Annotated in this window: 23 protein-coding genes; 4 read left to right on the top strand and 19 right to left on the bottom strand. The window is 45.4% G+C overall.

The window, feature by feature from the left end:
* Positions 1-8: 8 nt before the first annotated feature.
* The 4 genes from apt to MTR11_RS19960 all read right to left on the bottom strand — a co-directional run bounded on the left by apt (position 9) and on the right by MTR11_RS19960 (position 2,600).
* A complete protein-coding gene (apt, locus tag MTR11_RS19970) occupies positions 9-554 on the bottom strand; it encodes an adenine phosphoribosyltransferase (protein WP_005380615.1) in 546 nt (181 codons plus the stop codon).
* A gap of 162 nt (positions 555-716) precedes the next feature.
* Positions 717-1,103: a YbaN family protein gene (locus tag MTR11_RS19965; protein WP_371131105.1), complete on the bottom strand. Its 387-nt coding sequence runs from the start codon at positions 1,101-1,103 to the stop codon at positions 717-719.
* Between the two features lie 33 nt (positions 1,104-1,136).
* Positions 1,137-1,268 carry a hypothetical protein gene (locus tag MTR11_RS24095; RefSeq protein ID WP_005380608.1) on the bottom strand — a complete coding sequence of 44 codons (132 nt, stop codon included), beginning with the start codon at positions 1,266-1,268 and terminating at the stop codon, positions 1,137-1,139.
* 225 nt (positions 1,269-1,493) lie between these two features.
* Complete coding sequence (locus tag MTR11_RS19960; protein ID WP_005397213.1) at positions 1,494-2,600, bottom strand: response regulator; 1,107 nt, start codon at positions 2,598-2,600, stop codon at positions 1,494-1,496.
* Between the two features lie 288 nt (positions 2,601-2,888).
* On the opposite strand from MTR11_RS19960, the gene MTR11_RS19955 reads away from it, so the two are divergent.
* Positions 2,889-3,764, top strand: coding sequence for a LysR family transcriptional regulator (locus tag MTR11_RS19955; protein ID WP_005397211.1), 876 nt, complete (start codon positions 2,889-2,891; stop codon positions 3,762-3,764).
* Positions 3,765-3,830: 66 nt separating this feature from the next.
* On the opposite strand, the gene purF is transcribed toward MTR11_RS19955, so the two are convergent.
* The 10 genes from purF to fabB form a co-directional block, all read right to left on the bottom strand.
* Positions 3,831-5,345: an amidophosphoribosyltransferase gene (gene purF / locus MTR11_RS19950; protein WP_005397209.1), complete on the bottom strand. Its 1,515-nt coding sequence runs from the start codon at positions 5,343-5,345 to the stop codon at positions 3,831-3,833.
* A gap of 36 nt (positions 5,346-5,381) precedes the next feature.
* On the bottom strand, positions 5,382-5,873 hold the full coding sequence (locus MTR11_RS19945) for a CvpA family protein (protein WP_005380590.1): 492 nt from the start codon (positions 5,871-5,873) through the stop codon (positions 5,382-5,384).
* 61 nt (positions 5,874-5,934) lie between these two features.
* Complete coding sequence (locus tag MTR11_RS19940) at positions 5,935-6,528, bottom strand: SPOR domain-containing protein (protein ID WP_109169782.1); 594 nt, start codon at positions 6,526-6,528, stop codon at positions 5,935-5,937.
* A 14-nt stretch (positions 6,529-6,542) separates the two neighbouring features.
* Complete coding sequence (gene folC / locus MTR11_RS19935; protein WP_243328254.1) at positions 6,543-7,805, bottom strand: bifunctional tetrahydrofolate synthase/dihydrofolate synthase; 1,263 nt, start codon at positions 7,803-7,805, stop codon at positions 6,543-6,545.
* 46 nt (positions 7,806-7,851) lie between these two features.
* On the bottom strand, positions 7,852-8,778 hold the full coding sequence (gene accD / locus MTR11_RS19930) for an acetyl-CoA carboxylase, carboxyltransferase subunit beta (protein ID WP_005397203.1): 927 nt from the start codon (positions 8,776-8,778) through the stop codon (positions 7,852-7,854).
* A gap of 197 nt (positions 8,779-8,975) precedes the next feature.
* Positions 8,976-9,770 (bottom strand): tRNA pseudouridine(38-40) synthase TruA, encoded by a 795-nt coding sequence (truA, locus tag MTR11_RS19925; protein WP_243328253.1) that lies wholly within the window; start codon positions 9,768-9,770, stop codon positions 8,976-8,978.
* A gap of 138 nt (positions 9,771-9,908) precedes the next feature.
* Positions 9,909-14,291, bottom strand: a complete 4,383-nt coding sequence (locus MTR11_RS19920) for a FimV/HubP family polar landmark protein (RefSeq protein WP_243328252.1) — start codon at positions 14,289-14,291, stop codon at positions 9,909-9,911.
* A gap of 197 nt (positions 14,292-14,488) precedes the next feature.
* The gene (locus MTR11_RS19915) at positions 14,489-15,502 is read right to left on the bottom strand and encodes an aspartate-semialdehyde dehydrogenase (protein WP_005397941.1); all 1,014 of its coding nucleotides are present in this window, start codon (positions 15,500-15,502) and stop codon (positions 14,489-14,491) included.
* Positions 15,499-16,632, bottom strand: coding sequence for a 4-phosphoerythronate dehydrogenase (locus MTR11_RS19910; protein ID WP_048625846.1), 1,134 nt, complete (start codon positions 16,630-16,632; stop codon positions 15,499-15,501). Before MTR11_RS19910 ends, MTR11_RS19915 begins: the two co-directional genes overlap by 4 nt.
* A gap of 341 nt (positions 16,633-16,973) precedes the next feature.
* Positions 16,974-18,185: a beta-ketoacyl-ACP synthase I gene (gene fabB / locus MTR11_RS19905; protein ID WP_006741726.1), complete on the bottom strand. Its 1,212-nt coding sequence runs from the start codon at positions 18,183-18,185 to the stop codon at positions 16,974-16,976.
* Positions 18,186-18,313: 128 nt separating this feature from the next.
* Between fabB and mnmC the strand changes: the two genes are divergently transcribed.
* Positions 18,314-20,332 (top strand): bifunctional tRNA (5-methylaminomethyl-2-thiouridine)(34)-methyltransferase MnmD/FAD-dependent 5-carboxymethylaminomethyl-2-thiouridine(34) oxidoreductase MnmC, encoded by a 2,019-nt coding sequence (gene mnmC / locus MTR11_RS19900; RefSeq protein WP_243328251.1) that lies wholly within the window; start codon positions 18,314-18,316, stop codon positions 20,330-20,332.
* Between the two features lie 76 nt (positions 20,333-20,408).
* On the opposite strand, the gene MTR11_RS19895 is transcribed toward mnmC, so the two are convergent.
* The 3 genes from MTR11_RS19895 to MTR11_RS19885 form a co-directional block, all read right to left on the bottom strand.
* Positions 20,409-20,933 carry an NADPH-dependent FMN reductase gene (locus tag MTR11_RS19895; protein ID WP_046875554.1) on the bottom strand — a complete coding sequence of 175 codons (525 nt, stop codon included), beginning with the start codon at positions 20,931-20,933 and terminating at the stop codon, positions 20,409-20,411.
* Positions 20,934-21,078: 145 nt separating this feature from the next.
* Positions 21,079-21,342 (bottom strand): YfcL family protein, encoded by a 264-nt coding sequence (locus MTR11_RS19890; RefSeq protein WP_005397926.1) that lies wholly within the window; start codon positions 21,340-21,342, stop codon positions 21,079-21,081.
* Positions 21,343-21,367: 25 nt separating this feature from the next.
* Positions 21,368-21,898: an elongation factor P hydroxylase gene (locus MTR11_RS19885; protein WP_012841543.1), complete on the bottom strand. Its 531-nt coding sequence runs from the start codon at positions 21,896-21,898 to the stop codon at positions 21,368-21,370.
* A gap of 333 nt (positions 21,899-22,231) precedes the next feature.
* Between MTR11_RS19885 and MTR11_RS19880 the strand changes: the two genes are divergently transcribed.
* Positions 22,232-22,855 carry a trimeric intracellular cation channel family protein gene (locus MTR11_RS19880; RefSeq protein WP_012841541.1) on the top strand — a complete coding sequence of 208 codons (624 nt, stop codon included), beginning with the start codon at positions 22,232-22,234 and terminating at the stop codon, positions 22,853-22,855.
* An 86-nt stretch (positions 22,856-22,941) separates the two neighbouring features.
* Here the strand turns inward: MTR11_RS19880 and aroC are convergent, their stop codons facing one another.
* Both aroC and prmB read right to left on the bottom strand, forming a co-directional pair.
* The gene (gene aroC, locus MTR11_RS19875) at positions 22,942-24,027 is read right to left on the bottom strand and encodes a chorismate synthase (protein ID WP_243328250.1); all 1,086 of its coding nucleotides are present in this window, start codon (positions 24,025-24,027) and stop codon (positions 22,942-22,944) included.
* Between the two features lie 180 nt (positions 24,028-24,207).
* Positions 24,208-25,140 carry a 50S ribosomal protein L3 N(5)-glutamine methyltransferase gene (gene prmB / locus MTR11_RS19870; protein ID WP_005397909.1) on the bottom strand — a complete coding sequence of 311 codons (933 nt, stop codon included), beginning with the start codon at positions 25,138-25,140 and terminating at the stop codon, positions 24,208-24,210.
* A 63-nt stretch (positions 25,141-25,203) separates the two neighbouring features.
* Here prmB and smrB point away from each other — a divergent pair, with 63 nt between their 5' ends.
* On the top strand, positions 25,204-25,734 hold the full coding sequence (gene smrB / locus MTR11_RS19865) for an endonuclease SmrB (protein ID WP_012841540.1): 531 nt from the start codon (positions 25,204-25,206) through the stop codon (positions 25,732-25,734).
* Positions 25,735-25,754 lie beyond the last annotated feature (20 nt).

Here is a 25,754-nt window from a genome sequence, read left to right as displayed (position 1 = left end):
TGAATGTATTAATGTCCTTCAAAATCGCAAATGCTGTATACGTTTAGACCTAGTGCTTCTAAACGTTTATCACCACCGATTTCTGGTAGGTTGATAACGAACGCAGCGTGCTCAACTTCACCGCCCAGTTGGCGAATCAGCTTAGTCGTCGCTTCAATAGTACCGCCCGTTGCCAATAAATCGTCGACAACCAGTACTTTGTCACCTTCAACGATGGCATCTGTATGGATTTCTAGTGTATCAACGCCGTATTCAAGCTCATAAGATTGAGCAACAGTAGGACGTGGTAGCTTGCCTGGTTTACGCACTGGTACAAAACCAACACCTAGCTCAAGCGCTAAAGGCGCACCAAATAAAAAGCCACGAGCTTCCGTACCCACAACCTTGGTAAAGCCCATATCTTTGTAACGTTCAACAAGAAGGTTGATCGTCGCTTGGTATGCTTTTGCGTCTTCAAGAAGGCTCGTCACATCACGAAATAGAATGCCTGGCTTTGGGTAGTCTTGTATGCTTTTGATGCTAGATTTGATCAGTGAAATTGTTTCTGTAGTCATAATACCGATTTACTTAGATTGGCTCATCACCCTCTCTAATCGCAGTATCACGAGGGCAACGAACAATAGGTTTTCACCACTATGTGCTTATTTTCGTAACAGTCACAGGCGCTGAAAATACAAACGCCCACTCGAAGAGCGGGCACACTATTCTCTACAATCTTAGTGATTTTCTTCTCTGTCAGCAACCAACTCAATCACAGGCAGACGCATAAACCAGCCGAGTAAAACGATTAGCATCACTAAAAGACCAATTTTCACCCAAACAAGGGGAACAACAACGATTGAAACCATGAAACTAAGTGCAATAAAAATGGCGCCACGCTGTTTTACTTTTGAAGTAACAGCCCGGTGCTTATGCCAATTATCGAGAATCGGCCCAAACGTTTTGTGGTTATGCAGCCAATGATGAAATGCGGGGCTACCACGCATAAAACATGCACTAGCAAGTAGAATGAAAGGAGTGGTGGGTAAAAGCGGAAGGGCTATGCCGGCAATGCCGAGCACAATACAGAGTCCACCAACGGTATTGAAAAAGTAACGCTTAATACGAATGGTGAACTCCGGTACAAAATAGCTAGGTTAAAAGCCTGCGTAACCATTCATTACACGAAGCCAGGTTAGCGTTGCAGGTAGTGTTGGAATTAAAAGTACTGCAATGAAACCTAAAAAGTAAAAAATATTATAAGGCTCTTTAAAATCTTTGTCTGCCATGATGTATCTTCTCACTAGTTGACTTTGCTTCTCCCAAGGCACGGCGTTAAATTATCGTTGCACAAATGGGTCATTATTGTTTTAGGCGTTGACTATACCTTAAACAGCCAAATCTAAACACCAGCAAAAAGTAAGGTTATTGTTCGAGCATTTGTTGTTTTTTTGTGGTTCTAAAAAGACAATAAGCAGCGCCAAGACGCTGCTTATTGTGTTATGAAGTCAGAATTATACCAGTCGTGATTTCCGGGCAATATTTAAGCTAAAACTTGAAGAGCCTAAACAACCGATGGATAACTGACCAGCAACACCTAGCGGTAAATCTCGGGTTATGAAGTTTTTCATACTTCCTGCCCCTAAACAGTTACCTGCCGCGATATGTTGATTAGTATTTCCGTCAGACCAATGGCTATCTAAACCCGCAGGCAGGATAGAAACGGAGGACGAAGCCAGATCGGCGACACCAAATACAGCATTAACCGCACCAGCGCACTCTGAACACTCGATTCCTTTTTCAATGATCCCTACCATATCCTTCAGATCAGCACTGAAACTCTTCAAATTACGCAGGTAATCGTCAAACAAAGCCCTAACAAGCAATGTCGTCGCGACACCATCATTACTCTGGGAAGCAGAGTCAACGAGATAGAACGCAAATTGCCCATTCATTAACCAACGATAATCGAACACCAGTGGCATAACGTCCGTCGATTGCAATAAACGGTATGAGCAGCGCCAATCACCTTGAGAAGCATCTTTCTCTGGCAATAGAGCATGCAGTAAATCTCTTGCAGCACTCGGGTTCTGCTGCAAATACTCTAGATGCCAGTGAAGCTCTTGCTCATCTGGGATTTCGCCACCGTCATCGACTCGGAACCACTGACTTGAAAAGTCTCGCTGTTCGGAGAAATGGCTATCGGTATCTTCGAGCGTATTGTCTATCGCCTGAGATAGGTGCTCATAATTACCTATCGGTTTAGGAAGAAAATCTTTAATACCAAATCGCAACGCTTTCGCAACATCGGACATTTCATCCGTGCCGGATACCACGATAAGCGGCAAGTATGGATATTCAAGACTGACTTCTTCGACGAATTCAATGCCATCTAATACCGGCATCGATAAATCACACAAGATAAGATCGGGTTGGCATTCCCTGAGTTGTTGAAGCGCCTCTAGGCCGTTTTCAGCTTCTACTACTTTAAAACCCTGACTTTCTAAATAAGCATTGGTTACTTTACGAAATATTGGATCATCATCCACCAACATAATTAGTTTTTGATTAACCACTTCCTGTGCCGAGACCATTGCCGTTTGACTGTGAGTCTTAAACATACCTTTACACCTCACAAAGCTAAGTCAAAAAACAGATTTATTATTAAGTCATTATTTTTGTTGTGTTTACATCCGGCGAAACGTTGCGCAGCAAGACTTGAGGCCGTTCCGCCTTGTTATAAAACGTAGCTTGAAAACGGCGTTTATACAAATATTACGGGGTATAACAGTATTTACTCAAACAGGGTTGCTGTGTTCAAATGATGCAACATGTTGACTTAAAGCAAGCTTTGATCACAAAGTTAATTATAAATTAGCCGTAATCGGTAATTTAATGTGTCTGGAAATATGAAATTAGATGACTTAAACCTGTTTCGACTGGTTGTCGAAAATGGGAGCTACACCGCAACTTCGCGAAAAACCATGATCCCGGTTGCGACCATCACCCGACGCATTCAAGCGCTAGAAGACTCTGTCAATCTTCGACTATTGAACCGTCACGCTCGCAAACTCTCGCTTACAGAAGCCGGGGAACGTTTTTACCATGAGTGCTCCCCTTTGCTACAAAGGCTAACCACGGCAGCAGAGGAAATCACTGACGACTGCCGAGGAGCATCAGGCAAGATTAAGATATCGGCGCCTTATAACTTAACTAAGCGCATGATGATGCCGATGTTCAACAGCTTTATGAAGCAGTATCCGGACATCAATATCGAACTAACGACAGAAAATAATGCAGACAAGCTTGACCCGACTGAATGGGATGTCATTTTTCGAGTGGGGCCCCAACGTGATTCTAGCCTGATCGCACGCAAGATTGGCGAAGTGAAGGATATTCTTGTCGCAAGTCCTGACTACCTTGCCTCGAATCCGGCACCAAACCACGCAGAAGAGCTCTCTAACCATTCATTGCTAAAAGGCTACCCTCTTATCAAGTGGACCTTAATTAATAGCAAAGGCGAGTCTGTCGTAAACGTTGATCGTGGTCGCTTTCAGGCGAATGCACTAAATGTAGTACGCAGTGCTTGTTCCGAAGGTTTAGGCATCACGCTAATGCCAGATGTCATGATCAAAGAATACATCGAAAGCGGCGATTTGGTACGCATACTGCCAGATTGGAGTGCAAACCCGCGCGACATTTATATGCTTTACAACCACAAAGATCACCTGCCAGAGAAAGTTCGTCTCTTTATCGACTTTGTGATCGCTTACAACATTCACTAATTCGATAGCGAATACAAAAAACCAGAGCCGGAGCTCTGGTTTTTTTACGCCTCAAGAAAACGCCTATTATGCGCCTTCGTTATGCAGCTCTAGGTTTGCTAAATCCTGTTGGATTTCAAGTTGTGTTTTCGCATCATCGTTACGAAGACCATCTAAGAAGTCTAGGTATTGTTGGTCAATATCACCCGTTACGTATTCGCCGTTAAACACGGATGTATCGAACTGAGTAATATCTTGGTTTCCAAGACCGACTGCCTCAACCAAGTCTTCTAGACGTTGATAAATCAATGCATCAGCACCAATCTGCTTACAAATTGTATCGTTGTCACGGCCATGAGCAATAAGCTCGGTAGCACTTGGCATATCAATGCCGTACACGTTCGGGAATCGAACTTCTGGTGCTGCTGATACCATGTACACTTTCTTCGCACCAGAATCACGTGCCATTTCGATGATTTGTTCTGACGTAGTACCACGAACGATAGAGTCATCCACCAGCAACACATTCTTATCTTTGAACTCCGAACGAATTGCATTCAACTTGCGACGTACAGATTTCTTACGTTGTTGCTGACCAGGCATGATAAACGTACGTCCCACGTAACGGTTTTTCACGAAGCCTTGGCGGTAAGGGATATCGATCGCTTGAGCGATTTGAAGTGCGATGTCGCACGATGTTTCAGGGATAGGAATAACGACATCAATATCAAGATTTGCGTAGTCTTCACGAATACGTTCGCCTAGCTTTTTACCCATTTCAACGCGAGCACTGTATACCGAAATTTTATCGATGAACGAGTCTGGACGAGCAAAGTACACGAACTCGAAAATACAAGGGTTCAGCTTAGGATTGTCTGCACACTGCTTCGTGTACAGTTCACCGTCAAACGTTGCGTAGATTGCCTCACCAGGTGCAACATCACGGACAAAATCAAAACCGACGGCATCCAATGCTACCGATTCAGACGCAACCATGTACTCCGCTCTGCCATTAACTTCACGCTTACCTAAACATAGAGGGCGAATACCGTGTGGATCACGAAATGCAATCATACCATGACCGATAATCATGGCAGTCACAGCGTAAGCACCACGAATTGTGCGATGCACATTGGTGACTGCACGGAATACGTCTTCTGTCGTGACATTCCCTTTTACTGAGTCAATTTCGTGCGCCAGTACATTTAGTAATACTTCGGAGTCTGAAGTGGTATTGATATGACGGCGATCTTTTTCAAACAGCTTTTGACGAACTTCGTTAGCGTTGGTCAAGTTGCCATTGTGGGCAAGTGTAATACCGAAAGGAGAGTTTACGTAGAAAGGTTGAGCTTCTGAAGCGCTTGAACTGCCTGCTGTTGGGTAACGAACATGACCAATTCCGACCTCGCCTTGCAGGCGCTGCATATGTCTTGCTTCAAATACATCCTTGACTAAACCGTTCGCCTTGCGCAGACGAAAACGATTGCTTTCTATGGTACAAATACCAGCGGCATCTTGGCCACGATGCTGTAACACCGTTAACGCGTCATAAATAGACTGGTTTACAGGCGTTGTGCCCACGATTCCAACAATACCACACATGTCCTAATCCTCGATTTGCGACAGTAGCTGGCACTACTAGATAGTGCCAGACAGAAAACTTGATGTTGCTTGTAAATGCTCGAAGAATGGGGCGATGATACGGCTGAACTCAGGGATCAACTGTGAATCTTTCCACCAATCCGAGCTTGGGAATGCAGTAAACGCATCCATAAAAAACAGCACCGCAGAAACAATTAAGACTCCGCGTAGACCACCAAATACAATCCCAAGAATTCGATCCGTACCTGATAGCCCTGTTTTTTGTACCAGTTGACCAATGACGTAATTCACCACTGCACCAACTACCAAGGTCGCGACAAATAAAGCCGCAATCGCCGCTCCGTTACGAAACATGTCATCTTCGATGTTGGTGAAGTACACCGCCAATTTGGCGTAGTAGTTGCTGGAGATAAAAAACGCTCCAAACCAAATCACCAAAGACAAAGCTTCTTTAGCAAAACCGCGAACTAAACTGATCAGAGCTGAAAATCCGATCACACCTAAAATGATAAAATCTATCCAATTCATGTTTTCTTCATCTTAAGTTGGCGCGCATTTTAACAGAAAAAATGCTGACGCAAACGTTTTCTTATGGATTTAATGGCTTAAATTTAAGCAATTGACCTTTTGAGCCTGTAATTTTTTGTAATTCCTTGACTTGTCGTTCAAGTTTACTTTTTGACACATCAGGACCAACAATCACTCTCGTAAACTCGTTTTCTTTCTTTGTATGAGCTTGATAGCCACGCTTTTGCAAATCAGCGACAAGCGCGACCGCATTTTCGTGATTCTTAAGCGCCATCAACTGAATGATCCAAGCAGAATCTTCATATTGATTTTTTTCTTGCACAGGACGAGTGGCCACCTCAACTTGCTCTGGCTGTTTGATGATCTCTGGTTTAGGCGTCGGCGTTGGGTCAGGCTCAGAAGCAGCCACTTGGGCGCCCTCTTGCTCCTGCACCACCGCTTCAACTGGAGAGTCCGGTAACGCTATGTCGTCTTCCACTGGCTCTAATATTTCGAAGTTTTCCACATCACTATCAAGTTCAGGTTTGATAGGAATACTGGCAAATTCTTCTTTGTAGTGCAGTTTCTTACCATCTAGCACATCGGGAAGAACAATCACTCCGACTGCGACTAGAATGATGGTGCCGACTAAACGACTTTGGAATTTACTTGCCATCAAAATACCTTTACTTATTTATTATTTGATTGCCAATGTTCCAATACCTCTCCGACGGTATGGAATGAGCCAACCACCAGAATAACGTCTCCTGTCTTTACGTGGCTTCTCGCACTCTCGAAGGCGTCAACAGGGTTTTCAAAATGAACTTGCCCATCAGGTAAGTATTGGCACAATTCATCAGCTGTCGCCGCTCTCGGTCCAGTAAGCGACGCTGGATACCATTGTGTTGCAACTGGAGTTAGCGCTTCAATGGTTGCTTTAATGTCTTTGTCATGCAGCATTGCAACCACAATATGGATATTCTTACCCAGATATTGTTGCTTCACTCTCTCTACCAAATACTCAGCAGAGTGCGGGTTATGAGCGACATCAAGGACTATTTCAGGTTCGTGATGCAGTACCTGCATACGCCCTGCCAGGCGAGCATTATTCAAGCCATTGACAATGTTTATGTCAGTGATTTGCAATTCCGATGCTCCTAACGCCATCAATGCTGTTGCCGCATTTTGTAGCGGTAACGATGGAACAGGTAAATCCTCTAACGCAAATGCACCACTGCTCCACTTCCAACCATTATTAGTTAGTTGGTAATCATACTGAATACCAACTTGGAAGAACTCAGAGCCAATATCGTCAGCATGAGCCGCCACGGTCGCCGGTGGCGTTGGTTGACCACAAATTGCTGGCTTCCCTGAACGGTAAATGCCTGCCTTTTCAAAACCAATGACATTGATGTCATCGCCAAGCCAATCCACATGATCGATCGCTAAGCTCGTAATAACAGAAACATCATGGTCAACAACGTTGGTGGCGTCTAGACGGCCGCCAAGTCCTACTTCAAGCAACACAACGTCGACTTTCTCTGCTTGGAAAATACGTAGCGCAGCAAGCGTACCGAATTCAAAGAGGCTAAGGCTGATATCACCACGCTGCTTTTCTACATAGTCGAATGCTTCACAGTGCTTTACATCTACAACGTCGACGCCATTAATGCGTACACGCTCGTTGTAACGAATCAGGTGCGGAGAGCTGTAAACACCGACTGAATAGCCAGCATCGAGTAAAATAGCTTCCATTAACGCACACGTTGAACCTTTGCCATTGGTTCCGGCAACGGTGATTACGGTTGGAGCTGGTTTGGTAAGATTGGCTTTGTTTGCTACCGCTTGGACACGGTCTAAGCCTAGATCAATTGCTGAGGAATGAATATTTGCTAAATAATCAAGCCACATCTCTAATGAAGATGTGGCTTGAGGAATTGGGTTTTGGGTCATCTAACTTTAACCATTAAATTCTTTGGTTTTTATGTTAGTTGATACTTTACCCTTTTTCGTCCGCTTCTGGTACAGAATATGGTTCTTCATTTGGAGATTCGTTAACCGAAACCACCAAAGGAGACTTGTGGTTAGTCATCTTAGCGATTAGACCACCCACACGCTGACGCATTTCACGACGGTCAACGATCATATCAATCGCACCGTGATCAAGCAGGAACTCACTACGCTGGAAACCTTCAGGAAGATCTTCACGTACAGTTTGCTCGATAACACGACGACCAGCAAAGCCAATCAGCGCCTTAGGTTCACCGATGTTGATATCACCCAACATAGCCAAACTTGCTGATACACCACCCATTGTAGGGTCAGTTAGAACCGAAATAAACGGCAGACCTTTTTCTGATAGACGCTCAAGCGCAGCACTGGTTTTTGCCATTTGCATAAGAGACATCAATGCCTCTTGCATACGAGCGCCACCACTTGCTGAGAAACAAACAAGTGCACAATTGTTTTCAATGGCTGCATCCACCGCTTTTACAAAGCGAGCACCAACAACTGACCCCATTGAACCGCCCATAAAGGAGAATTCAAACGCACACGCCACAAGCGGTAGACCAAGCAGTTCACCTTGCATCACAACTAGCGCATCTTTCTCTCCGCTGTTTTTTTGTGCTGCAGAGATACGCTCTTTGTATCGCTTAGAATCTTTAAATTTCAGTTTATCCTGTGGCTCAAGTTCGGTACCTAATTCAACTCGATTGCCTTCATCTAAAAACGTTTCCAAACGACGACGCGCTTTCATGCGCATGTGATGGTTACACTTTGGACAAACTTCTAGGTTACGCTCTAGTTCAGCATGGTATAAAACCTGTTCACAAGAGGTACATTTAGTCCACACACCTTCTGGGATAGAAGCTTTGCGTGAACTTACTAGGTTGCTTTTCTCTAAAATCTTTTCAAGCCAACTCATGGAAGACCTTTTCTCTCAACTCTTCCGCTTCATTGCGAAAGATATAAATTCGACATAATACCGACGGATTAAACCATATCTTGCAGCTACTGTAGATAAAAAACTGGTTGTACCTATTTTTGATATCATAAATAGCGTATGTTTTCCGCTCACATTCAATGTAAACACTACCGATATTTTGAAATAAGTTTGTAAAATTAGTTCAAATTATCTGGCAAAAACAGTGGACCGATCGGCACTTCAGGTAACCCAAATTCTTCTGGATAGTCTACATCTACCAGGTACAGACCTTCCGCTTTCGCTGTCGCACCCGCTAGTTTGCGATCTTTAGCCTCTAGCAACCATTTGATCCATTCAGGGCTCTCTTCACCACGTCCAACCTTTATCAAGCTACCCGTGATGTTACGAACCATATGATGCACGAACGCATTAGCTTTAATATCAATAACCACATAGTTCCCATGGCGCGTAACGTTCAGATGCATCAAGTTTCGAAATGGGCTACGAGACTGACAATGCGCCGCACGAAACGACGTAAAATCATTTTCACCAAGCAGATACTGCCCTGCCTCATGCATTTTTTTCTCGTCAAGCTCACCATGATAGTGGCTCACACCAGAGTTTAAGATACCAGGTCGTAAAGCATGATTGAAAATAATGTAGCGATAACGGCGCGCTGTCGCTGAGAATCGTGCATGGAAATCATCTGGGACTTCCTTAGCCCAACGAACCGCTATATCACTCGGCATGTTCGCGTTTGCGCCCATAGTCCAAGCTACCATTTTTCGAGTAACGTTGGTATCAAAGTGCACAACTTGTCCTGTGCCATGCACGCCAGCGTCTGTCCGACCAGCACACTGCACTTCAACTGGGTGATTAGCAACAACGGACAATGATTTCTCTAGCTCTTCTTGGACACTTTTCACTTCTCTTTGGCGCTGCCAACCAAAGTAGTTTGTACCGTTGTACTCGATACCTAATGCGATTCTCATCTTAACCTTCGAACTCTAAAATGGGGCGGGAAGTATATACTCAAGTCACCTCAAGTTGCCAGTTTCAACAAGGATGACGTAGAGGTAGCATCATACTAGCGAGACACAAAAAGGGTAGCCAACGCTACCCTTTTCGATTTATCGGCCATTAATGGCATCAATCAGGCTCTTTGCTTCGCGGCGAATATCATCTTCACCGTAAACAATCGCCTCTTCTAGTAATTTTATCGCCCCTTGAGAATCGTTCATCTCGAGATAGATTTTAGCAAGGTCCAGTTTTCCAGCAGCTTCAGCGTTGCTATCTACGTCAACATCGCCGATTTCACCGATAACATCTGGAAACTCGTTCAATCCGACATCAAGCTTCAGATCTTCCTCTTCGAACTCACCACCTTCTTTATCGACCTGAGCCATCAATTCATCAATCGTCATAAATTGATTTTTCTTCGGGTCGAAGTCATCCAAGTCGCTTTGCTCTGCCCAGTTTTCTTGCGAGATCTCTGGCTGACTTAGTGCATCACTTGAATTCCAGACATCACGCTGGTCCTCGGGCACTTCGTCCGCAGAACTTACGCTATCGGCAACTGGTTTAAAGCCATCCCAATCATCTCCAACATCAAGCATGGTTTCAAAATCCATACCTGCGCTTGCGATGGTGTCACTGTCTAACTGACCTTCAAATACCTCTGAACTTGCGTCTTCAGCAAGAAGGTTAGCCATTGAAGATTCATCATCTAAGTCACTTAGCGGCTCACCCTCTGTCGCCGTTGGCTGCACTTCTGGTTCAGTATCAAAACCGTTTTGCTGCGCAAAAACTTCAAACAAAGCATCATGATCGTTATCGGCTTGAAGAGTTGGTCTCGATGTCTCAGCTTCAACATTAGGAGTCTCTGGCGCACTCTCATTCATTGATGCGAGAACATCTTCCTCATTGAACTCAGGAAGATCTTGGTCGTCAAAACTTAGCTCTTCATCCTCACCGGAGATTGGTTCTATATCTGCAGTCTCAGAGCTCGGTAATTCTGGCTCTTCTTCCATAGATGCCAAGGCGTCTTCTTCACTGAACTCTGGTAGATCGAGTTCATCAAAATCGAACTCTTCTTCTGCTTCAGTAGCCGACTCAGCTTCAGAGCGCTCAGGCTCGATAGATTCTGGTTCATCTAACGTAGGTTCGCCTGCCATGGACGCCAATGCATCCTCTTCACTAAACTCTGGCAGTTCGAGTTCATCGAAATCGAACTCTTCTTCTGCTTCAGTAGCCGACTCAGCTTCAGAGCGCTCAGGCTCGATAAATTCTGGTTCATCTAACGTAGGTTCGCCCGCCATAGACGCCAATGCGTCCTCTTCGCTGAACTCTGGTAGTTCGAGTTCATCGAAATCGAACTCTTCTTCTGCTTCAGTGGCCGAATCAGCTTCAGAGCGCTCAGGCTCGATAGACTCTGGGTCATCAAACGCAGGTTCGTCCGCCATGGATGCCAGTGCATCTTCTTCACTGAACTCTGGTAGTTCGAGTTCATCAAAATTGAGTTCTTCTTCTGCTTCAGTCGCCGACTCAACTTCAGAGCGCTCAGGCTCGACAGACTCTGGGTCATCAAACGCAGGTTCGTCGACCATAGACGCCAATGCATCTTCTTCGCTGAACTCTGGTAGATCGAGTTCATCAAAATTGAGTTCATCTTCTTCTGCTTCAGTAGCCGACTCAGCTTCAGTGCGCTCAGGTTCGACAGGCTCTGGTTCATCAAACGCAGGTTCGCCCGCCATAGACGCCAGTGCATCTTCTTCACTGAACTCTGGTAGTTCGAGTTCATCAAAATTGAACTCTTCTTCTGCATTGGTGGCCGAATCAGTTTCTGATGCTAGTTCTGAACTTTCTGGCTCACTTTTGTTACCCGAGTTTTGTTCTTGTTCTGGTTGAGTTTCACTTTCTAGTTCAGGCTCATCCAGTAGCCAATCTTCTTCTTGTGGAACACCAAATTCATTTTCTACTGTATTTGGTGTCGGAGTGAACGCTGGAGCGTCTTCTTCTGTCTCAACTTGAGGCGGCACTTTAGCATCAGGCTCTACTGATGCATCTTGCGTTGACTTAGAGTTGGCATCCTCTTCTTGTTGTGGCGAAGATTCCTCTATCTCAGCCTGCGGCTCTTCTACTTGTTGTTGAGCTAAATCATCTTCAGTATCAAATAGCGCATCCAGTTCAGCAGAAAAGTCCGCTTTTTCTTGCTCTGTAGGCTGAAGCTCTTCACTGTCTGACTCAAACAAGTCGTCTAGCTCGCTCATTAAAGGATCGTTCTCTGGTGAGAGGTCCTCTAAATCACCCAGAAACTCATCGCTGCTAAATGGCTCTGAAGCAGTTTCTGGCTCGGTTAATGGTTGCTCTGGCGCTGTTTGTTGTGGGTCTGGTTGACTGTCACTTAATAAAGCGTCGATGTCCAAACCAGACTCAATTTCCGGCTCTTCATGAGCGGGCTCTGACTCGGCTATTGAAGATGGTTTTTCGTCGCCGTCTGGTTCGCCAAAACCAAGTGAAGCGAGTAACTCTTCCTCTTGCGATTTATTCTGTGCAGGGCTTTCGTCCTCTCGAATCAGATCATCAAACGGGTCTAACTCAGTCTCAGTTCCTGTCTCTTCATCAAGTTCGGATGTGACGTCATCAATGAGTTCATCCAGTAAATCTGTGCTATCTGCATCTAACTCTTCAATCGAGTCATCACCTTCAAAACCAGAGAGTGCTTCTAGCTCATTCAGTGGGTCAAACTCGTCGTCTGTTTCATCTTCGTCAAAATCGATCAGTTCATCGAGTAAGTCCGTACTGTTTTCATCTAGAACGGCGTCTTCGCTGGCGTCACCTTCAACTTCTGTCGACTCAGTAACAGGCTGCTCGTATTGAGCTAATAGCTTATCGATATCGTCATCAGATGCCTCTCCTGCGCTGAAATCATCATCCGATACGGGCTGTTTTAGTTCAGGTTCATCGGTATCTAGGTCGAAGTCGTCATTGCCAAGTTCCGCAAACAAGTCATCAAGCATATCCTGGTCGACAGTGTCACTTGGTAACTCTTCTGACGGCTCATCTGCTGCAAGTAGTTCCGCAAATGCGTCGTCTGAAAGCGAGTCTGCTTTCTCGTTCGTATCATCTGAAAGATCGAAGCCAGCCTCATCGTCATCGAGCACTTCTAGTTCTGGAGCAACCTCATCTAAGGCTCGCTCCATCTCTTCTAAACCAAGCGCTTTTTCTTCGCCGTTAACTTGGATACCATTGTTTGATGACTCAAACTCATCCAGACCAACATCCAGGTCGCCGTCATCACCGATACCCGCAAATGGGTCATCGTCCCCTTCTAGATTGAAATCAAGTTCTTCATCGTCAAGGTTGGCAAAGACGTCTTCTTCTAAGTCTGGCTTCTCTTCTTGTGTAGCCTGAGTATTTATATCTTCATCTGCGAACAACTCATCATCAAGTGTGAGTTCTTCATCCAGCTCGTCCGTCGCCGCTAAACCAATTGGCGCAGCTAATGGATCGGTTTCCTGCGGCGATTGCGCAGCAGGCTCTTCCTCTTTGTTTTTAGAACGGCGACCAAGCAACATCACAACCAACAGTGCTAGCAATGCACCTGGAATAAGCGCCGCTAAGCCGACAAGCCAACCATTAGACAGAATCTTGTCAATCGTACTTGGCTGCATGCGTTGTTGCTCAGCAAGGCGTTGGCGCTCTTCAGCAAGCAGTTTCTCGACTTCCGAGCGAATGCGTTCTTCGTCATTCAGTTCATTTTTCAAGGTTTCAACTTCGCTTTGCACTTCTGACAACATTAAGCGAAGACGATGGTTCTTCTCTTCCAATGACTCTAATTCACTTTGTGAGCCTTGAAGTTTGTCTTTTAACGCACTGACCTGCTTTTCACCCTGCGGAGAGGTGTTCACAGGTGGCGCAGGAATAACTGGTATTGTTTTTTGAACCGGTTTTGGTTCCGCAGCTACAGTGGTTTCTGGTTTAGGAGCAACAGGCTTGGGTTCTACTTTTATTTGTGGCTTTGGTTGCTCGGTGACGCGTTGCGCTGGCGTGGCTCTATTTGTCGGCTTCGGCTGTTTTAACTTAGCCTCGTGCGCTTTCATAATCGCAACAGCTTGCTCTGTAGTCGCGCTTTGCACTTGCTCTAGAGACGGTACTCGTAGTCGACTCCCTGGGATCAACTCATGAATGTTTTGGTTCTCAAACGCTTGAGGGTTAATTCGATAAATGGCAAGAAGCGTTTGTTGAACGGTAACACCGCGTGAAGGTCGTAATTCTGAAGCGATCGACCATAGTGTTTGATTTTCACCAGTCGGACCAAAGAAACGTGACGGCTGAGTATTTGCAGGAGGAGCAGGTAATGCTCGCTCAATATCTTCAGCATAGCTCGGAGATGATTGCACTTCACCAGATGGTCCAACAAGACGAATTCCTTCGGCTTGAACCACTGATGATGTCTGAGTCGCGCTCATCAACACAAGGGCTGCTAACAAACGCTTATAATTTTGACGCATAGAAGGCTCAGTTTTGTGCTAAATACAATTTGAAATGGTGATCGGTTAAATATATCGGATATCACATGCAAAACTATAGCGTTGAGAATAAAAAATGTGTGGCTCTCGCCATATTCGTACTAATCTCACACTATTTTGTTCCGTTCGTACAAAAAAGCCTCGCATAATGCGAGGCTTTGAAATGAACAGTAAGTGACTTAGTAGTAATCGCGGATCAGGACTTCAGCGATTTGTACCGCGTTAGTTGCTGCGCCTTTACGCACGTTATCCGCCACAACCCACAAGTTTACACCACTGTGGTGGCTGATATCGTTGCGGATACGACCAACCATAACATGATCTTTACCACCCGCATCACGCACTTGTGTCGGGAAGTCATCACCGTGGAAGACTTCGATACCGTCAGTTTGCTCAAGCAAGTTAACGACTTCTTGTGCATCGATTGGAGAGCGAGTCTCAATGTGAAGCGCTTCAGCATGACCATAGAATACCGGCACACGCACACACGTTGGGTTTACTGTGATTGATGGATCGTTAAAGATCTTCTGTGTTTCCCACACCATTTTCATTTCTTCTTTGGTGTAGCCATTTTCCATCATCTGATCGATTTGCGGAATACAGTTAAACGCAATCTGTTGAGAGAATTGCTTCTTATCCGCTGGCAGACCGTTTAGAAGCTTAGCCGTTTGACCTGCTAGTTCGTCAATGCCCGCTTTACCCGCACCAGATACGGATTGGTATGTAGATACGTTAATACGCTCAATACCCACTGCATCGTGAATTGGTTTTAGTGCCACCAGCATTTGAATGGTCGAACAGTTTGGGTTCGCGATGATGTTACGGTTACGAAACTCTGCAATCGCTTCTGGGTTTACTTCTGGCACAACAAGAGGAATGTCGTACTCATAACGGAAGTGTGAAGTGTTGTCGATAACGATAACACCTTCATCTGCCGCGATTGGCGCCCATTTTTCAGATAGTTCACCACCAGCAGAGAACAACGCAATATGAGCTTGAGACCAATCAAACTCTTCAACGTTCTGTACACGAACCGTTTTGCCATTAAAGCGATAAGTCTTGCCTTCGCTACGCTCACTTGCCAACAAGTGAATGTCACCCACTGGGAATTTACGTTCTTGAAGCACTTCTAAAATTGTTTCACCGACCGCACCGGTCGCACCTAAAATGGCAACATTATATTGCTGGCTCATTGACTTACCTCAATCTGAAAACCTAGTTCTGCTAATGGAGCAAGGTTACATGTTTTGTTACCCACTAGCGTGACAGCGCTGTATTCACGGCGATCCCAGTAGTTTTTACGCATCAGGTCAAAAGCACCTGGCTTACTGATCTCACGACGGAAAAGAGCGTCATCTCTACGCACATCATAGATTAACTGCGTGATGTTATGCAGTGTTGCTTCATCCCAAGCTCTGTCCAATACCATAGTAGGAACAGGCGCGGTTGGCAGTAAATCGCTGGCATGCGCACGTAATTCGTTATTTAAGAACTCACAGTAGCTGTTGAAAATCATCGTCGTACCGCGAGCTTTCCCTTCCAAGCCGTAGCCTGCAACGTGAGGGGTTGCGAATGCTAGCAGAGGCAGAAGCTCCATATCAACCTCTGGTTCAAATTCAAATACGTCAAGCGCTGCGGTAAAACCGTCGTTTTTCAAAAGACGTTGCTTCAATGCCTCATTATCAACGATTGGACCTCGCGCGGCGTTAATCAAAATCTGATCACCACGAAGCGAGTTTAAAACCGTTTCATCAATTAAATGATGAGTTGGATATGGGCCATCTTTGGTGATTGGCGTATGTAGTGTAATGATGTCTGAGCTTTCAATCAGTTCTGTCAACGGAGTAAAGCTACGAGGATCACCAGCCTCTTGTTTGAATGGGTCATTGATGAGAACTTTAATCCCCATGCCTTTCAAACATTTCTCTAGGTAGCTACCTACTTGGCCTGCACCAATAATACCTACCGTCTTGTCAAATACCGAGAAGCCTTGTTGCTGAGCGAGCACCATCATTACGCTGAACGCATACTCCGCCACACCCACTTTGTTACAACCCGGCGCAGCGGTGAAGAATATACCTTTCTCTTTTAAAAGCGCTTGGTCGACATGATCCATACCTGCTGTTGCGGTACCAACAAACTTTAGCTTGTTTGCTTTGCTGATTAGATCGGCATTCACTTTGGTTACCGAGCGAATCATTAGGGCATCAACATCCACTAAATCATCAGCCGTCAGTGTACGACCTGGTTTTAGAATCACTTCACCGAGTTGGCTGAATAGCTCTTCAGCGTACGGCATATTTTCATCAACAATAATTTTCATAGCGCCAGCGTTTTAACATCCATTTGTATGAGTTCGTTTATTCGCAAGATGCGAAACTAAAACGATTGTGCCCTTTTCCCGAAAAATCTCAAGAAATAACCCTAATAAACCTCAAGGAGATTGGCTCCAAAGAAATCGTTTAACGGGAAGCAACGTAAAAAGCAGAAATTGAGAAAAGAAAAAGCCCGGCTAAATAGCCGGGCAAAGTTCCAGAACAAAAGGATCCTATCCCGCTCTCCATGGGATAGAGTCTGCGTCTGTTCGATCAGTGTGACTGATCAAGCTCTGGAAACTGGATTGTTGACGCTGTACTCACTCACGTGGCGCGCCAACAAATTCAGTTAACCTTGGTACTTTTTAATAACCAAAGTTGCGTTTGTGCCGCCAAAGCCAAAGCTGTTTGACATTACGGTTGTTAACTCTGCATCACGTGCTTCTGTCACGATGTCCAGACCTTGAGCTGCTTCGTCCAAGTTTTCAATATTGATGCTTGGAGCAATGAAGTTTTTGTCTAGCATAAGTGTTGAGTAAATCGCTTCGTGCACACCAGCGGCGCCTAGTGCGTGACCAGTCATTGCTTTTGTTGCAGAGATTGCTGGGCTGTTCTCACCAAACAATTGTTGGATCGCACCAAGCTCTTTCACGTCACCAACTGGTGTCGACGTGCCGTGCGTGTTGATGTAGTCCACACCGTCAACGTCTTGCATCGCCATCTTCATACAACGGATCGCGCCTTCACCTGATGGTGCTACCATGTCATAGCCATCTGAAGTCGCACCGTAACCTACGATCTCACCGTAGATTTTCGCGCCACGTGCTAGAGCGTGCTCAAGTTCTTCAATAACCAGCATGCCGCCACCACCAGAGATAACGAAACCATCACGGTCCGCATCATACGTACGAGATGCTTTGTCTGGAGTGTCGTTGTATTTCGTTGACAGCGCACCCATGGCGTCAAACATCATGGTTTGAGACCAATCAAGCTCTTCACCGCCACCCGCAAAAACAATGTCTTGTTTACCAAGTTGAATAAGCTCCATCGCGTGACCGATACAGTGTGCAGAGGTAGCACATGCAGAGCTCATTGAGTAGTTCACACCACGAATCTTAAATGGCGTAGCAAGACAAGCGGAAACCGTAGAAGACATAGTACGAGGAACCATGTAAGGGCCAACTCGTTTTACGCCTTTTGCGCGCATCGTGTCTGTCGCTACCGTTTGGTTGTATGCAGAAGCACCGCCAGAACCCGCAACGATACCGGTACGATCGTTTGAAACCTGATCCTCTGTAAGACCAGCGTCTGCGATTGCCTGCTCCATTGATAGGTATGCATAAGCAGCCGCATCACCCATAAAGCGCATCTGCTTACGGTCGATGTGTTCCGCCGGGTTGATTTTTAGGTCACCCCATACTTGCGAACGAAGACCGTGTTCTTTGAACTGCTCAGATGCAGTGATGCCAGATTTGCCCGCTTTAAGAGACGCTAGAACTTCTTCGACGTTGTTACCGATACTTGAAACAATACCCATACCGGTGATTACGACTCGTTTCATTATGACATTCCTATAATTCAAAAATCCGCTAGATGATAACTAAGATAGTCAACAAAAGTGGTCAGCTTTCCCATAAATTCGTACAATCGCCCCATTCTTACCGCGCCAAATCACAAATTTGCACCATTATGACTTCAATAAAAAACGCAGAACTTGGTTGGAACGAAGCTGGTACTCCGGTTTCAGACCAATTTGATGATGTTTACTTCTCTAACGTAAACGGTCTTGAAGAGACACGCTACGTTTTCTTAAAACAAAATCATCTCCCAGAAAGATGGCAGGAATTTGACCAAAGACGTTTTGTCATTGGTGAAACAGGATTTGGCACGGGATTAAACTTCTTAGCAGTATGCCAGTGGTTTAGTGAGTTTCGTCGTCAGCATCCAGACGCAGCATTGAAAGAGCTGCATTTTATTAGCTTTGAAAAATACCCGCTAAGCCAAGCGGATTTAAAGAAGGCGCATGAAGCTTGGCCTGAGCTAGCTGAGTACGCGGAAAAGTTACAAAAGCACTACCCTGTCGCCGTACCTGAGTGTCACCGCATTGTGCTTGAAGATGGCGCAATTACACTCGACCTTTGGTTTGGCGACATCAAAGACTGCATGCCGCAAGTCCCATACAACGAACAAGGTTTGATTGACGCTTGGTTTTTAGATGGATTCGCGCCAAGTAAAAACCCAGAAATGTGGAACCAAAATCTGTTCAACAACATGGCTAAGTTGGCCAAGCAAGACTGTACAGTTGCCACTTTTACCGCAGCGGGCTTTGTGCGTCGAGGATTGAACGAAGCTGGCTTTGCAATGAAAAAAGTCAAAGGCTTTGGCACCAAGCGTGAAATGATCGCAGGCTCGATGGAACAACGCGAAAAGCAATCGAACCATCTCCCTTGGTTCAATCGCACAGCATCTAGCAATCTTGATTCGATTGCTATCATTGGTGGTGGTATAGCCAGCGCGGCGTTAGCGAAAACGTTGGTTCGTCGTGGCCAAAACGTCACGCTTTACTGTAAAGACACTCAACCAGCCGAAGGAGCGTCGGGTAATCGTCAAGGGGCCGTGTATCCCTTGTTGAACGGTCCTCATACTGGTGTTTCGCGTGTGTTTGCGCCTGCATTTTTGTTTGCAAGACAATTTATTGAACAAGCTACGAAGTCGGTTACATTCGATCACGATTGGTGTGGTGTAACTCAGCTAATGTGGGATGAAAAATCTGCTGATAAGCTGGAAAAGATGCTTGCGGGTAATTTTCCTTCTGAATTGATTCAAAAACTGTCCGCCGAGGAAACTGCGAATACTATCGGATTACCTATCGATATGTCGTCTGTGCACTATCCTATGGGAGGGTGGTTGTGCCCTGCCGAGCTAACGCGTGGGTTAATCAAACAATTAGAACAGACATCGTTACTCTCAACGAAGTTTGAACATCACGTTGAAGCATTAAATTGGGATGAAGACCATCAGCTTTGGACACTAACGGTCAATGGTCAAACATTTGAGCACTCAACCGTTGTGGTTGCGAATGGCCATGAGTTCCAAACATTGAGCCAAACCGCTTCCCTGCCGATGGGACAGGTGAAAGGGCAAGTCAGTCATGCTCCGGCAACCGAAACGCTGAGTCAATTGAAAACGGTATTGTGTTACGACGGCTACATGACGCCTGTTAACCCAAACAATCAGCACCTGTGCATAGGCGCAAGCTACGATCGCTGTCACCTAGACTACGAATTTGATGAAAACGCTCAGAAGGATAACGCAGAAAAATTAGTTAAGTGCGTACCGAACCAAGAATGGCCAAAAGAGGTAGATATCAGTGGCAATCGATCTCGCCAAGGTATTCGCTGCGTGAGCCGAGATCACTTACCATTTGTCGGAAATGTGGGTGACTTTGAGACGATAAAAACGCAATACGCCAACTTACAAAATCAAAAAGCAGAAGAGGTAGAAACCGTTCATCAGTTCACTAACCTATTCTGCTTCTTAGGTTTAGGATCTCGTGGGCTGAGCTCTGCACCATTGTTAGCTGAAGTGTTGGCCTCGCAAATCTGTGGGGACCCGCTGCCATTACCTGTTGATGTATTGACCGAACTTCATCCAAGTCGAATGTGGGTTCGTAAACTAAGAAAAGGCAAAGCCATTACTGAGCTGTAAGAGTATCCTCTCGTTTACATTCCCGACGCAAATATGTGTCGGGAATCACTAACTCATTAAGTCACTCGTGTTGAAATTACTTCAGCCGTGCAATTGCCTGTTTCACTTGTTCTGCCACTTCCGGATTTACCGCCTCACCAGACTCCACGTCAAAGTTCTCGTAGAAGCTCGGCACAGATAGCGATGCTTTCACATCTGCTCCGAAAAATTGCGCGGAACCTGTTGCCGCTGCAAGAACGCTCTGTGCGCCACCCGGACCAGGAGAAGTTGCTAAGTAAACGACTGGCTTGTTTTGGAATACGTTGCGCTCAATGCGCGTCGCCCAATCAAATAGGTTTTTATACGCTGCTGGGTATGAACCGTTATGCTCTGCGAAGGAAACAACAATAGCGTCAGCCTCAGCCAAATCACGTAAAAATGCGACTGCACCTTCAGCTTGACCAATTTCTTTCTCTTTGTCTTCGCTAAACATCGGTACTTGATAATTGTTTAAGTCTAAAACGTTCACTTGAGCGTCTTCGACTTGGTTTGCTGCGTATGTAGCAAGTAATTTGTTGATTGAGGTAGAGCTGGTAGAAGCACCAAATGCGACAATTTTCATGGTTGTAATCCTTTGTTCACGTTTTATGCTAACCAGAATAAAAGTTGAACAGTTTCGCTACAACCACAAAAATTTTATGGAGAGGTTCGAATTTTTCGAAGTAGTAAATGATTTGGACTAATAAATGGAGAACGACGTTCGGAGATTAAGCCTGAGCCTGCAGTTCTTGCCACAAGTCACTGACGATCGCGCGATCAGCTGGGCTTAACTCGGTACGAGCGTCTTCCAAACTGCTCTCAATGCGTGACTTCAGCTCAGTAATATCGCTAATGCCTTCTTCTTCACAAGATGCCGCAGACAAAGAGATGTGACCACGTAGATAACCACCAGCAAACAATTCATCGTCAGATGCTGTTTCAATTCGAGCATCAATCAGTTCCAGTAGTTTTTCTTCAAATTCAATAATCATGGTGTATCTCTGAGGTTATTTGAGGTTATTTAACGCAAAAGTCTGACGCTTCCAGCGGCTTGGTTTGGTAAAACGCACGCAGAGCATCCGAAAGCATTTTCACTCGCAAAGGCAAGCCAGCTTCCAAAATACCTAACACTTCTTTATGCACTTTCTGCATAAAGCCGAGCCTATCTGGTTCAAAATCGCCGTGTAGATTGTCACAACTCACCGTAAAAGGGAAGCCAGCACTTTGTGCCAGAATCCATTCATAAGCTTGCGGACGCACTTCAACTTTCTCAAACTCCGCTTGAACTTCTGCCGTGCGCCCATCGGGTTCATACCAATAGCCAAAATCTTCCAGCAAACGACGCTCTGGCCCTGCCACACACCAATGCGAGATTTCGTGTAATGCGGAGGCATAAAAACCCCGAGCAAAAATAATCCGATGATGAGGATGTTCATCATCAGCAGGAAGATAAATAGGCTCATCACCACCTAACTCCAATTTCGTATTAAATTGGTCTAAAAAGGTGTCATTAAAAATAGTGATAAGGTCTTGGTATTCGTGGGTCATCGTCGAGTTTGTACTTCAGTTTGACATGCGCTGGGTATTGTCGCTGTTTTTATCTATAAGGTAAAGATGCTCCCACAGTTTTGGTTATTAGTTGAATTTATCTGAACATCGCTTTCTCCATATAATTTCTCATTCGTCAGCGTACTCATTTGCTACTACACTCTCGCCTTATTTTGATGCTGCTCAAACTCCTGTTTTTTAAGCGGTTTGATTACAGGCATGTTGCTGGTTTTAATCACTTTTTAAGAATGATAAAACCTTTTGTAAGTGTTGTTGCTGCGCCTACGATGATTCACGTAGAACGTAGTGACTTTTTACGTTGAGTGTCTCCCTATGTTGCTAAGTGTGTTGTATATCATTGGTATCACGGCTGAAGCCATGACAGGTGCGTTGAGTGCTGGTAGAAGAAAAATGGACTGGTTTGGTGTTATGTTGGTGGCCAGTGCAACGGCCATTGGTGGTGGCACCGTACGTGACATTTTACTGGGACACTACCCTCTTGGTTGGGTAAAAAACCCAGAGTTCCTAGCAATCACGTGTATTGCGGGTGTACTTACCACAGGCTTAGCGAAATGGGTGATTAAGCTAAAAGGTCTATTCATCCGCCTTGATGCGTTAGGTCTAATCGTATTCAGCATCATCGGAACTAAGATTGCGATGGGCATGGGCTTACACCCTGGGATCTGTATGGTTTCAGCGCTAGTAACGGGTGTATTCGGTGGGCTACTCCGCGACTTAATCTGTCGCCAAACACCGTTGGTGCTGCATGAAGAACTTTACGCTTCTGTCGCTCTTATCGCATCAGGAATGTACTTAGCGCTATTAGAATTTAATGTTCCCGATGTAACAGCCACTATCATTACACTGATCACCGGTTATATGCTGCGTATGGCCGCGGTACGTTTTAAGTGGCGTCTCCCTTCTTTCAATTTGGAAACGGAAGGCTCACTCCATTAATTTAAATCTAAACGCGTAATGAAAACACATTAAAAAGGCTGCTCATTGAGCAGCCTTTTGTCTCTCTATCAAGCTTATTTTTAAGCTTAAATCTTCGGTGTTTCAGTTGTTACGCCATGGTTTTGACCACGATGACGCAGCAAATGATCCATCACCACAATCGCTAGCATCGCTTCAGCAATTGGTACGGCACGAATACCCACACAAGGATCATGACGGCCTTTGGTGATCAACTGAGTTGGCTCACCTTCTTTTGTGATGGTCTCACCCGGAACTGTGATGCTTGATGTTGGCTTAAGCGCAATGTTAGCCACAATGTCTTGACCAGTTGAGATACCGCCAAGAATACCGCCCGCGTGATTACTGCCAAAACCTTCAGGAGCAAGCGTATCACGGTGTTGACTGCCTTTTTGGTTTACCACATCAAAGCCATCACCGATCTCAACGCCTTTCACCGCATTAATGCTCATTAGCGCGTGCGCGATGTCTGCATCCAGACGATCAAATACAGGCTCACCAAGACCAACAGGCACGTTAGTTGCCACAACCTGAATTTTCGCGCCAATAGAGTCGCCTTCTTTTTTCAGGTCACGGATAAGTTGGTCAAACGCTTCTACTTTGTCCACATCTGGGCAAAAGAACGCATTGTTTTCGATTTCGTTCCAATCTACCTTGTCGATAGAGACATCACCCATTTGTGATAAATACGCGCGAATCTCAACACCAAACTCATCTTTCAAGTATTTCTTCGCGATTGCACCCGCCGCCACACGCATTGCGGTTTCACGAGCAGACGAACGGCCGCCACCTCGATAGTCACGGATGCCATACTTTTGGTGGTAAGTATAATCAGCATGACCCGGACGGAATTTATCTTTGATGTCCGAGTAATCTTTTGAGCGCTGATCGGTGTTTTCAATTAGCAAACCGATCGATGTCCCTGTGGTTTTGCCTTCAAAAACACCAGAAAGAATTTTAACTTCATCCGGTTCACGACGTTGTGTGGTGTAACGTGATGTGCCTGGACGACGGCGGTCGAGATCGATTTGCAGATCTGCTTCTGTAACTTCTAACCCCGGAGGACATCCGTCTACGATACATCCCAGTGCGATACCGTGACTTTCCCCGAATGTCGTCACTCGGAAATGTTGTCCGATACTGTTTCCTGCCATTACTTCCTCAAGTTTTTATCGCTACGCCCTCTCAAACCAGAGCGCAACTGCTTTCCAATTCTTCGTGGATTCATAGTGGCTTTATTACGTTTTGATGTAAAGAGTTAATCTCGGCGAGTTATACATAAAAAAAACACCGAGCATAAAGCTCGGTGTTTTGACGTTTAGTGCAAGACCCTATTAGTCTTTGTACAGTTTAAACTCTTCTGCACACTCAACCAGCTGGTCACGCGTTAGCATGAATACGCCGTGACCGCCGTTCTCAAACTCAATCCAAGTGAACGGAATCTGTGGGTACTGTTCCATCATATGAATCATTGAGTTGCCAACTTCACAGATAAGAATGCCGTTATCTGTTAGGTAGTCTGGTGCGTTTGCAAGAATACGACGCACAAGTTTTAGGCCATCCGTACCGGCTGCTAAACCAAGCTCAGGTTCGTGTGTGAACTCGTCTGGCAGGCTGTTCATGTCTTCTTCATCCACATATGGTGGGTTAGACACGATCAGGTTGTACTTCTCTTTTGGTAGGTCGCGGAACAAGTCAGAGCGAATTGGGAATACTTGCTGCTCCATGCCGTGATCTTGTACGTTTTGCTCCGCGACTTGTAGTGCGTCCGTTGAGATATCAATCGCATCCACTTCAGCTTCAGGGAACGCGTGAGCACATGCAATTGCGATACAGCCGCTGCCTGTGCATAGGTCCATGATACGCGCAGGCTCTTCCACCAACCAAGGTTGGAATTCTGCTTGAATCAACTCACCGATTGGAGAACGTGGCACAAGTACGCGCTCATCAACGAAGAATTCAAGACCGCAGAACCAAGCTTTGTTGGTTAGGTATGCAGTTGGTGTACGTTCATTGATACGTTTTACTACACGCTCAACAATACGCAGACGCTCGCTGGTCGTTAGGCGAGAGTTTAATACGTGCGGAGGCACATCAATCGGCAAGTATAAGGTTGGCAGGATAAGCTGAACCGCTTCATCCCACGCATTATCAGTACCATGACCGTAAAACAGGTTCGCTGCGTTAAAGCGGCTTACCGTCCAACGAATCATATCTTGAAGGGTATGCAGCTCCGATACCGCTTCTTCTACAAAAATCTTATCCAAAATTGCCTCCGAAAAGCGCTACAATACTGCCAATAAAAGTTTATTAATGAAATTGTTTACCTAATGAGCAAAAAAGACACCGAACACGATGACGATTTCGCCTTGTTTCAGGAAGCAGTACAGGGCGTAAAAAAGTTGCGACAGGATACCATAATCCAGCAACCAAAAAAAAATACTAAGCAAAAAGAAATCAAGCGCTCCAACCGGGAAGCGAGTGATTCTGAGTTTTACTTCTCCGACGAGTTTGTCCCTCTCTTAAATGAAGAAGGCCCAACTCGTTATGCACGTGACGACGTCTCCACTTATGAAGTTAAACGTCTACGTCGCGGCGTGTATGTACCGGACGTATTCCTCGATATGCACGGCATGACACAACAAGAAGCTAAACGCGAACTTGGTGCGATGATCGCCTACTGCGTCAAAAACGAGATTCACTGTGCGTGTGTGCAACATGGCATTGGTAAACACATCCTGAAACAGAAAGCGCCACTTTGGTTAGCACAACACCCAGACGTAATGGCTTTCCACCAAGCGCCACTAGAATTCGGCGGTGATGGTGCGTTGTTAGTTTTGCTCTCGATTCCAGAAAAGTAACTAGCTCACTGTAGAAGCAA

This window comes from Vibrio sp. CCB-PB317, from assembly GCF_022808245.1.
Lineage (GTDB): Bacteria > Pseudomonadota > Gammaproteobacteria > Enterobacterales > Vibrionaceae > Vibrio > Vibrio diabolicus.
This window is presented reverse-complemented; position numbering and strand designations above follow the sequence as displayed.

What these genes read in the sequence shown, in the direction of transcription:
- accD (WP_005397203.1), bottom strand. Translation starts at nt 8,778, where the DNA reads ATGAGTTGGCTTGAAAAGATTTTAGAGAAAAGCAACCTAGTAAGTTCA.
- MTR11_RS19890 (WP_005397926.1), bottom strand. Translation starts at nt 21,342, where the DNA reads ATGATTATTGAATTTGAAGAAAAACTACTGGAACTGATTGATGCTCGA.
- MTR11_RS19960 (WP_005397213.1), bottom strand. Translation starts at nt 2,600, where the DNA reads ATGTTTAAGACTCACAGTCAAACGGCAATGGTCTCGGCACAGGAAGTG.
- fabB (WP_006741726.1), bottom strand. Translation starts at nt 18,185, where the DNA reads ATGAAACGAGTCGTAATCACCGGTATGGGTATTGTTTCAAGTATCGGT.
- aroC (WP_243328250.1), bottom strand. Translation starts at nt 24,027, where the DNA reads ATGGCAGGAAACAGTATCGGACAACATTTCCGAGTGACGACATTCGGG.
- MTR11_RS19895 (WP_046875554.1), bottom strand. Translation starts at nt 20,933, where the DNA reads ATGAAAATTGTCGCATTTGGTGCTTCTACCAGCTCTACCTCAATCAAC.
- MTR11_RS19955 (WP_005397211.1), top strand. Translation starts at nt 2,889, where the DNA reads ATGAAATTAGATGACTTAAACCTGTTTCGACTGGTTGTCGAAAATGGG.
- MTR11_RS19915 (WP_005397941.1), bottom strand. Translation starts at nt 15,502, where the DNA reads ATGAGCCAGCAATATAATGTTGCCATTTTAGGTGCGACCGGTGCGGTC.
- mnmC (WP_243328251.1), top strand. Translation starts at nt 18,314, where the DNA reads ATGACTTCAATAAAAAACGCAGAACTTGGTTGGAACGAAGCTGGTACT.
- truA (WP_243328253.1), bottom strand. Translation starts at nt 9,770, where the DNA reads ATGAGAATCGCATTAGGTATCGAGTACAACGGTACAAACTACTTTGGT.
- MTR11_RS19945 (WP_005380590.1), bottom strand. Translation starts at nt 5,873, where the DNA reads ATGAATTGGATAGATTTTATCATTTTAGGTGTGATCGGATTTTCAGCT.
- folC (WP_243328254.1), bottom strand. Translation starts at nt 7,805, where the DNA reads ATGACCCAAAACCCAATTCCTCAAGCCACATCTTCATTAGAGATGTGG.
- apt (WP_005380615.1), bottom strand. Translation starts at nt 554, where the DNA reads ATGACTACAGAAACAATTTCACTGATCAAATCTAGCATCAAAAGCATA.
- MTR11_RS19920 (WP_243328252.1), bottom strand. Translation starts at nt 14,291, where the DNA reads ATGCGTCAAAATTATAAGCGTTTGTTAGCAGCCCTTGTGTTGATGAGC.
- MTR11_RS24095 (WP_005380608.1), bottom strand. Translation starts at nt 1,268, where the DNA reads ATGGCAGACAAAGATTTTAAAGAGCCTTATAATATTTTTTACTTTTTA.
- MTR11_RS19910 (WP_048625846.1), bottom strand. Translation starts at nt 16,632, where the DNA reads ATGAAAATTATTGTTGATGAAAATATGCCGTACGCTGAAGAGCTATTC.
- smrB (WP_012841540.1), top strand. Translation starts at nt 25,204, where the DNA reads ATGAGCAAAAAAGACACCGAACACGATGACGATTTCGCCTTGTTTCAG.
- MTR11_RS19940 (WP_109169782.1), bottom strand. Translation starts at nt 6,528, where the DNA reads ATGGCAAGTAAATTCCAAAGTCGTTTAGTCGGCACCATCATTCTAGTC.
- MTR11_RS19880 (WP_012841541.1), top strand. Translation starts at nt 22,232, where the DNA reads ATGTTGCTAAGTGTGTTGTATATCATTGGTATCACGGCTGAAGCCATG.
- MTR11_RS19885 (WP_012841543.1), bottom strand. Translation starts at nt 21,898, where the DNA reads ATGACCCACGAATACCAAGACCTTATCACTATTTTTAATGACACCTTT.
- purF (WP_005397209.1), bottom strand. Translation starts at nt 5,345, where the DNA reads ATGTGTGGTATTGTTGGAATCGTGGGCACAACGCCTGTAAACCAGTCT.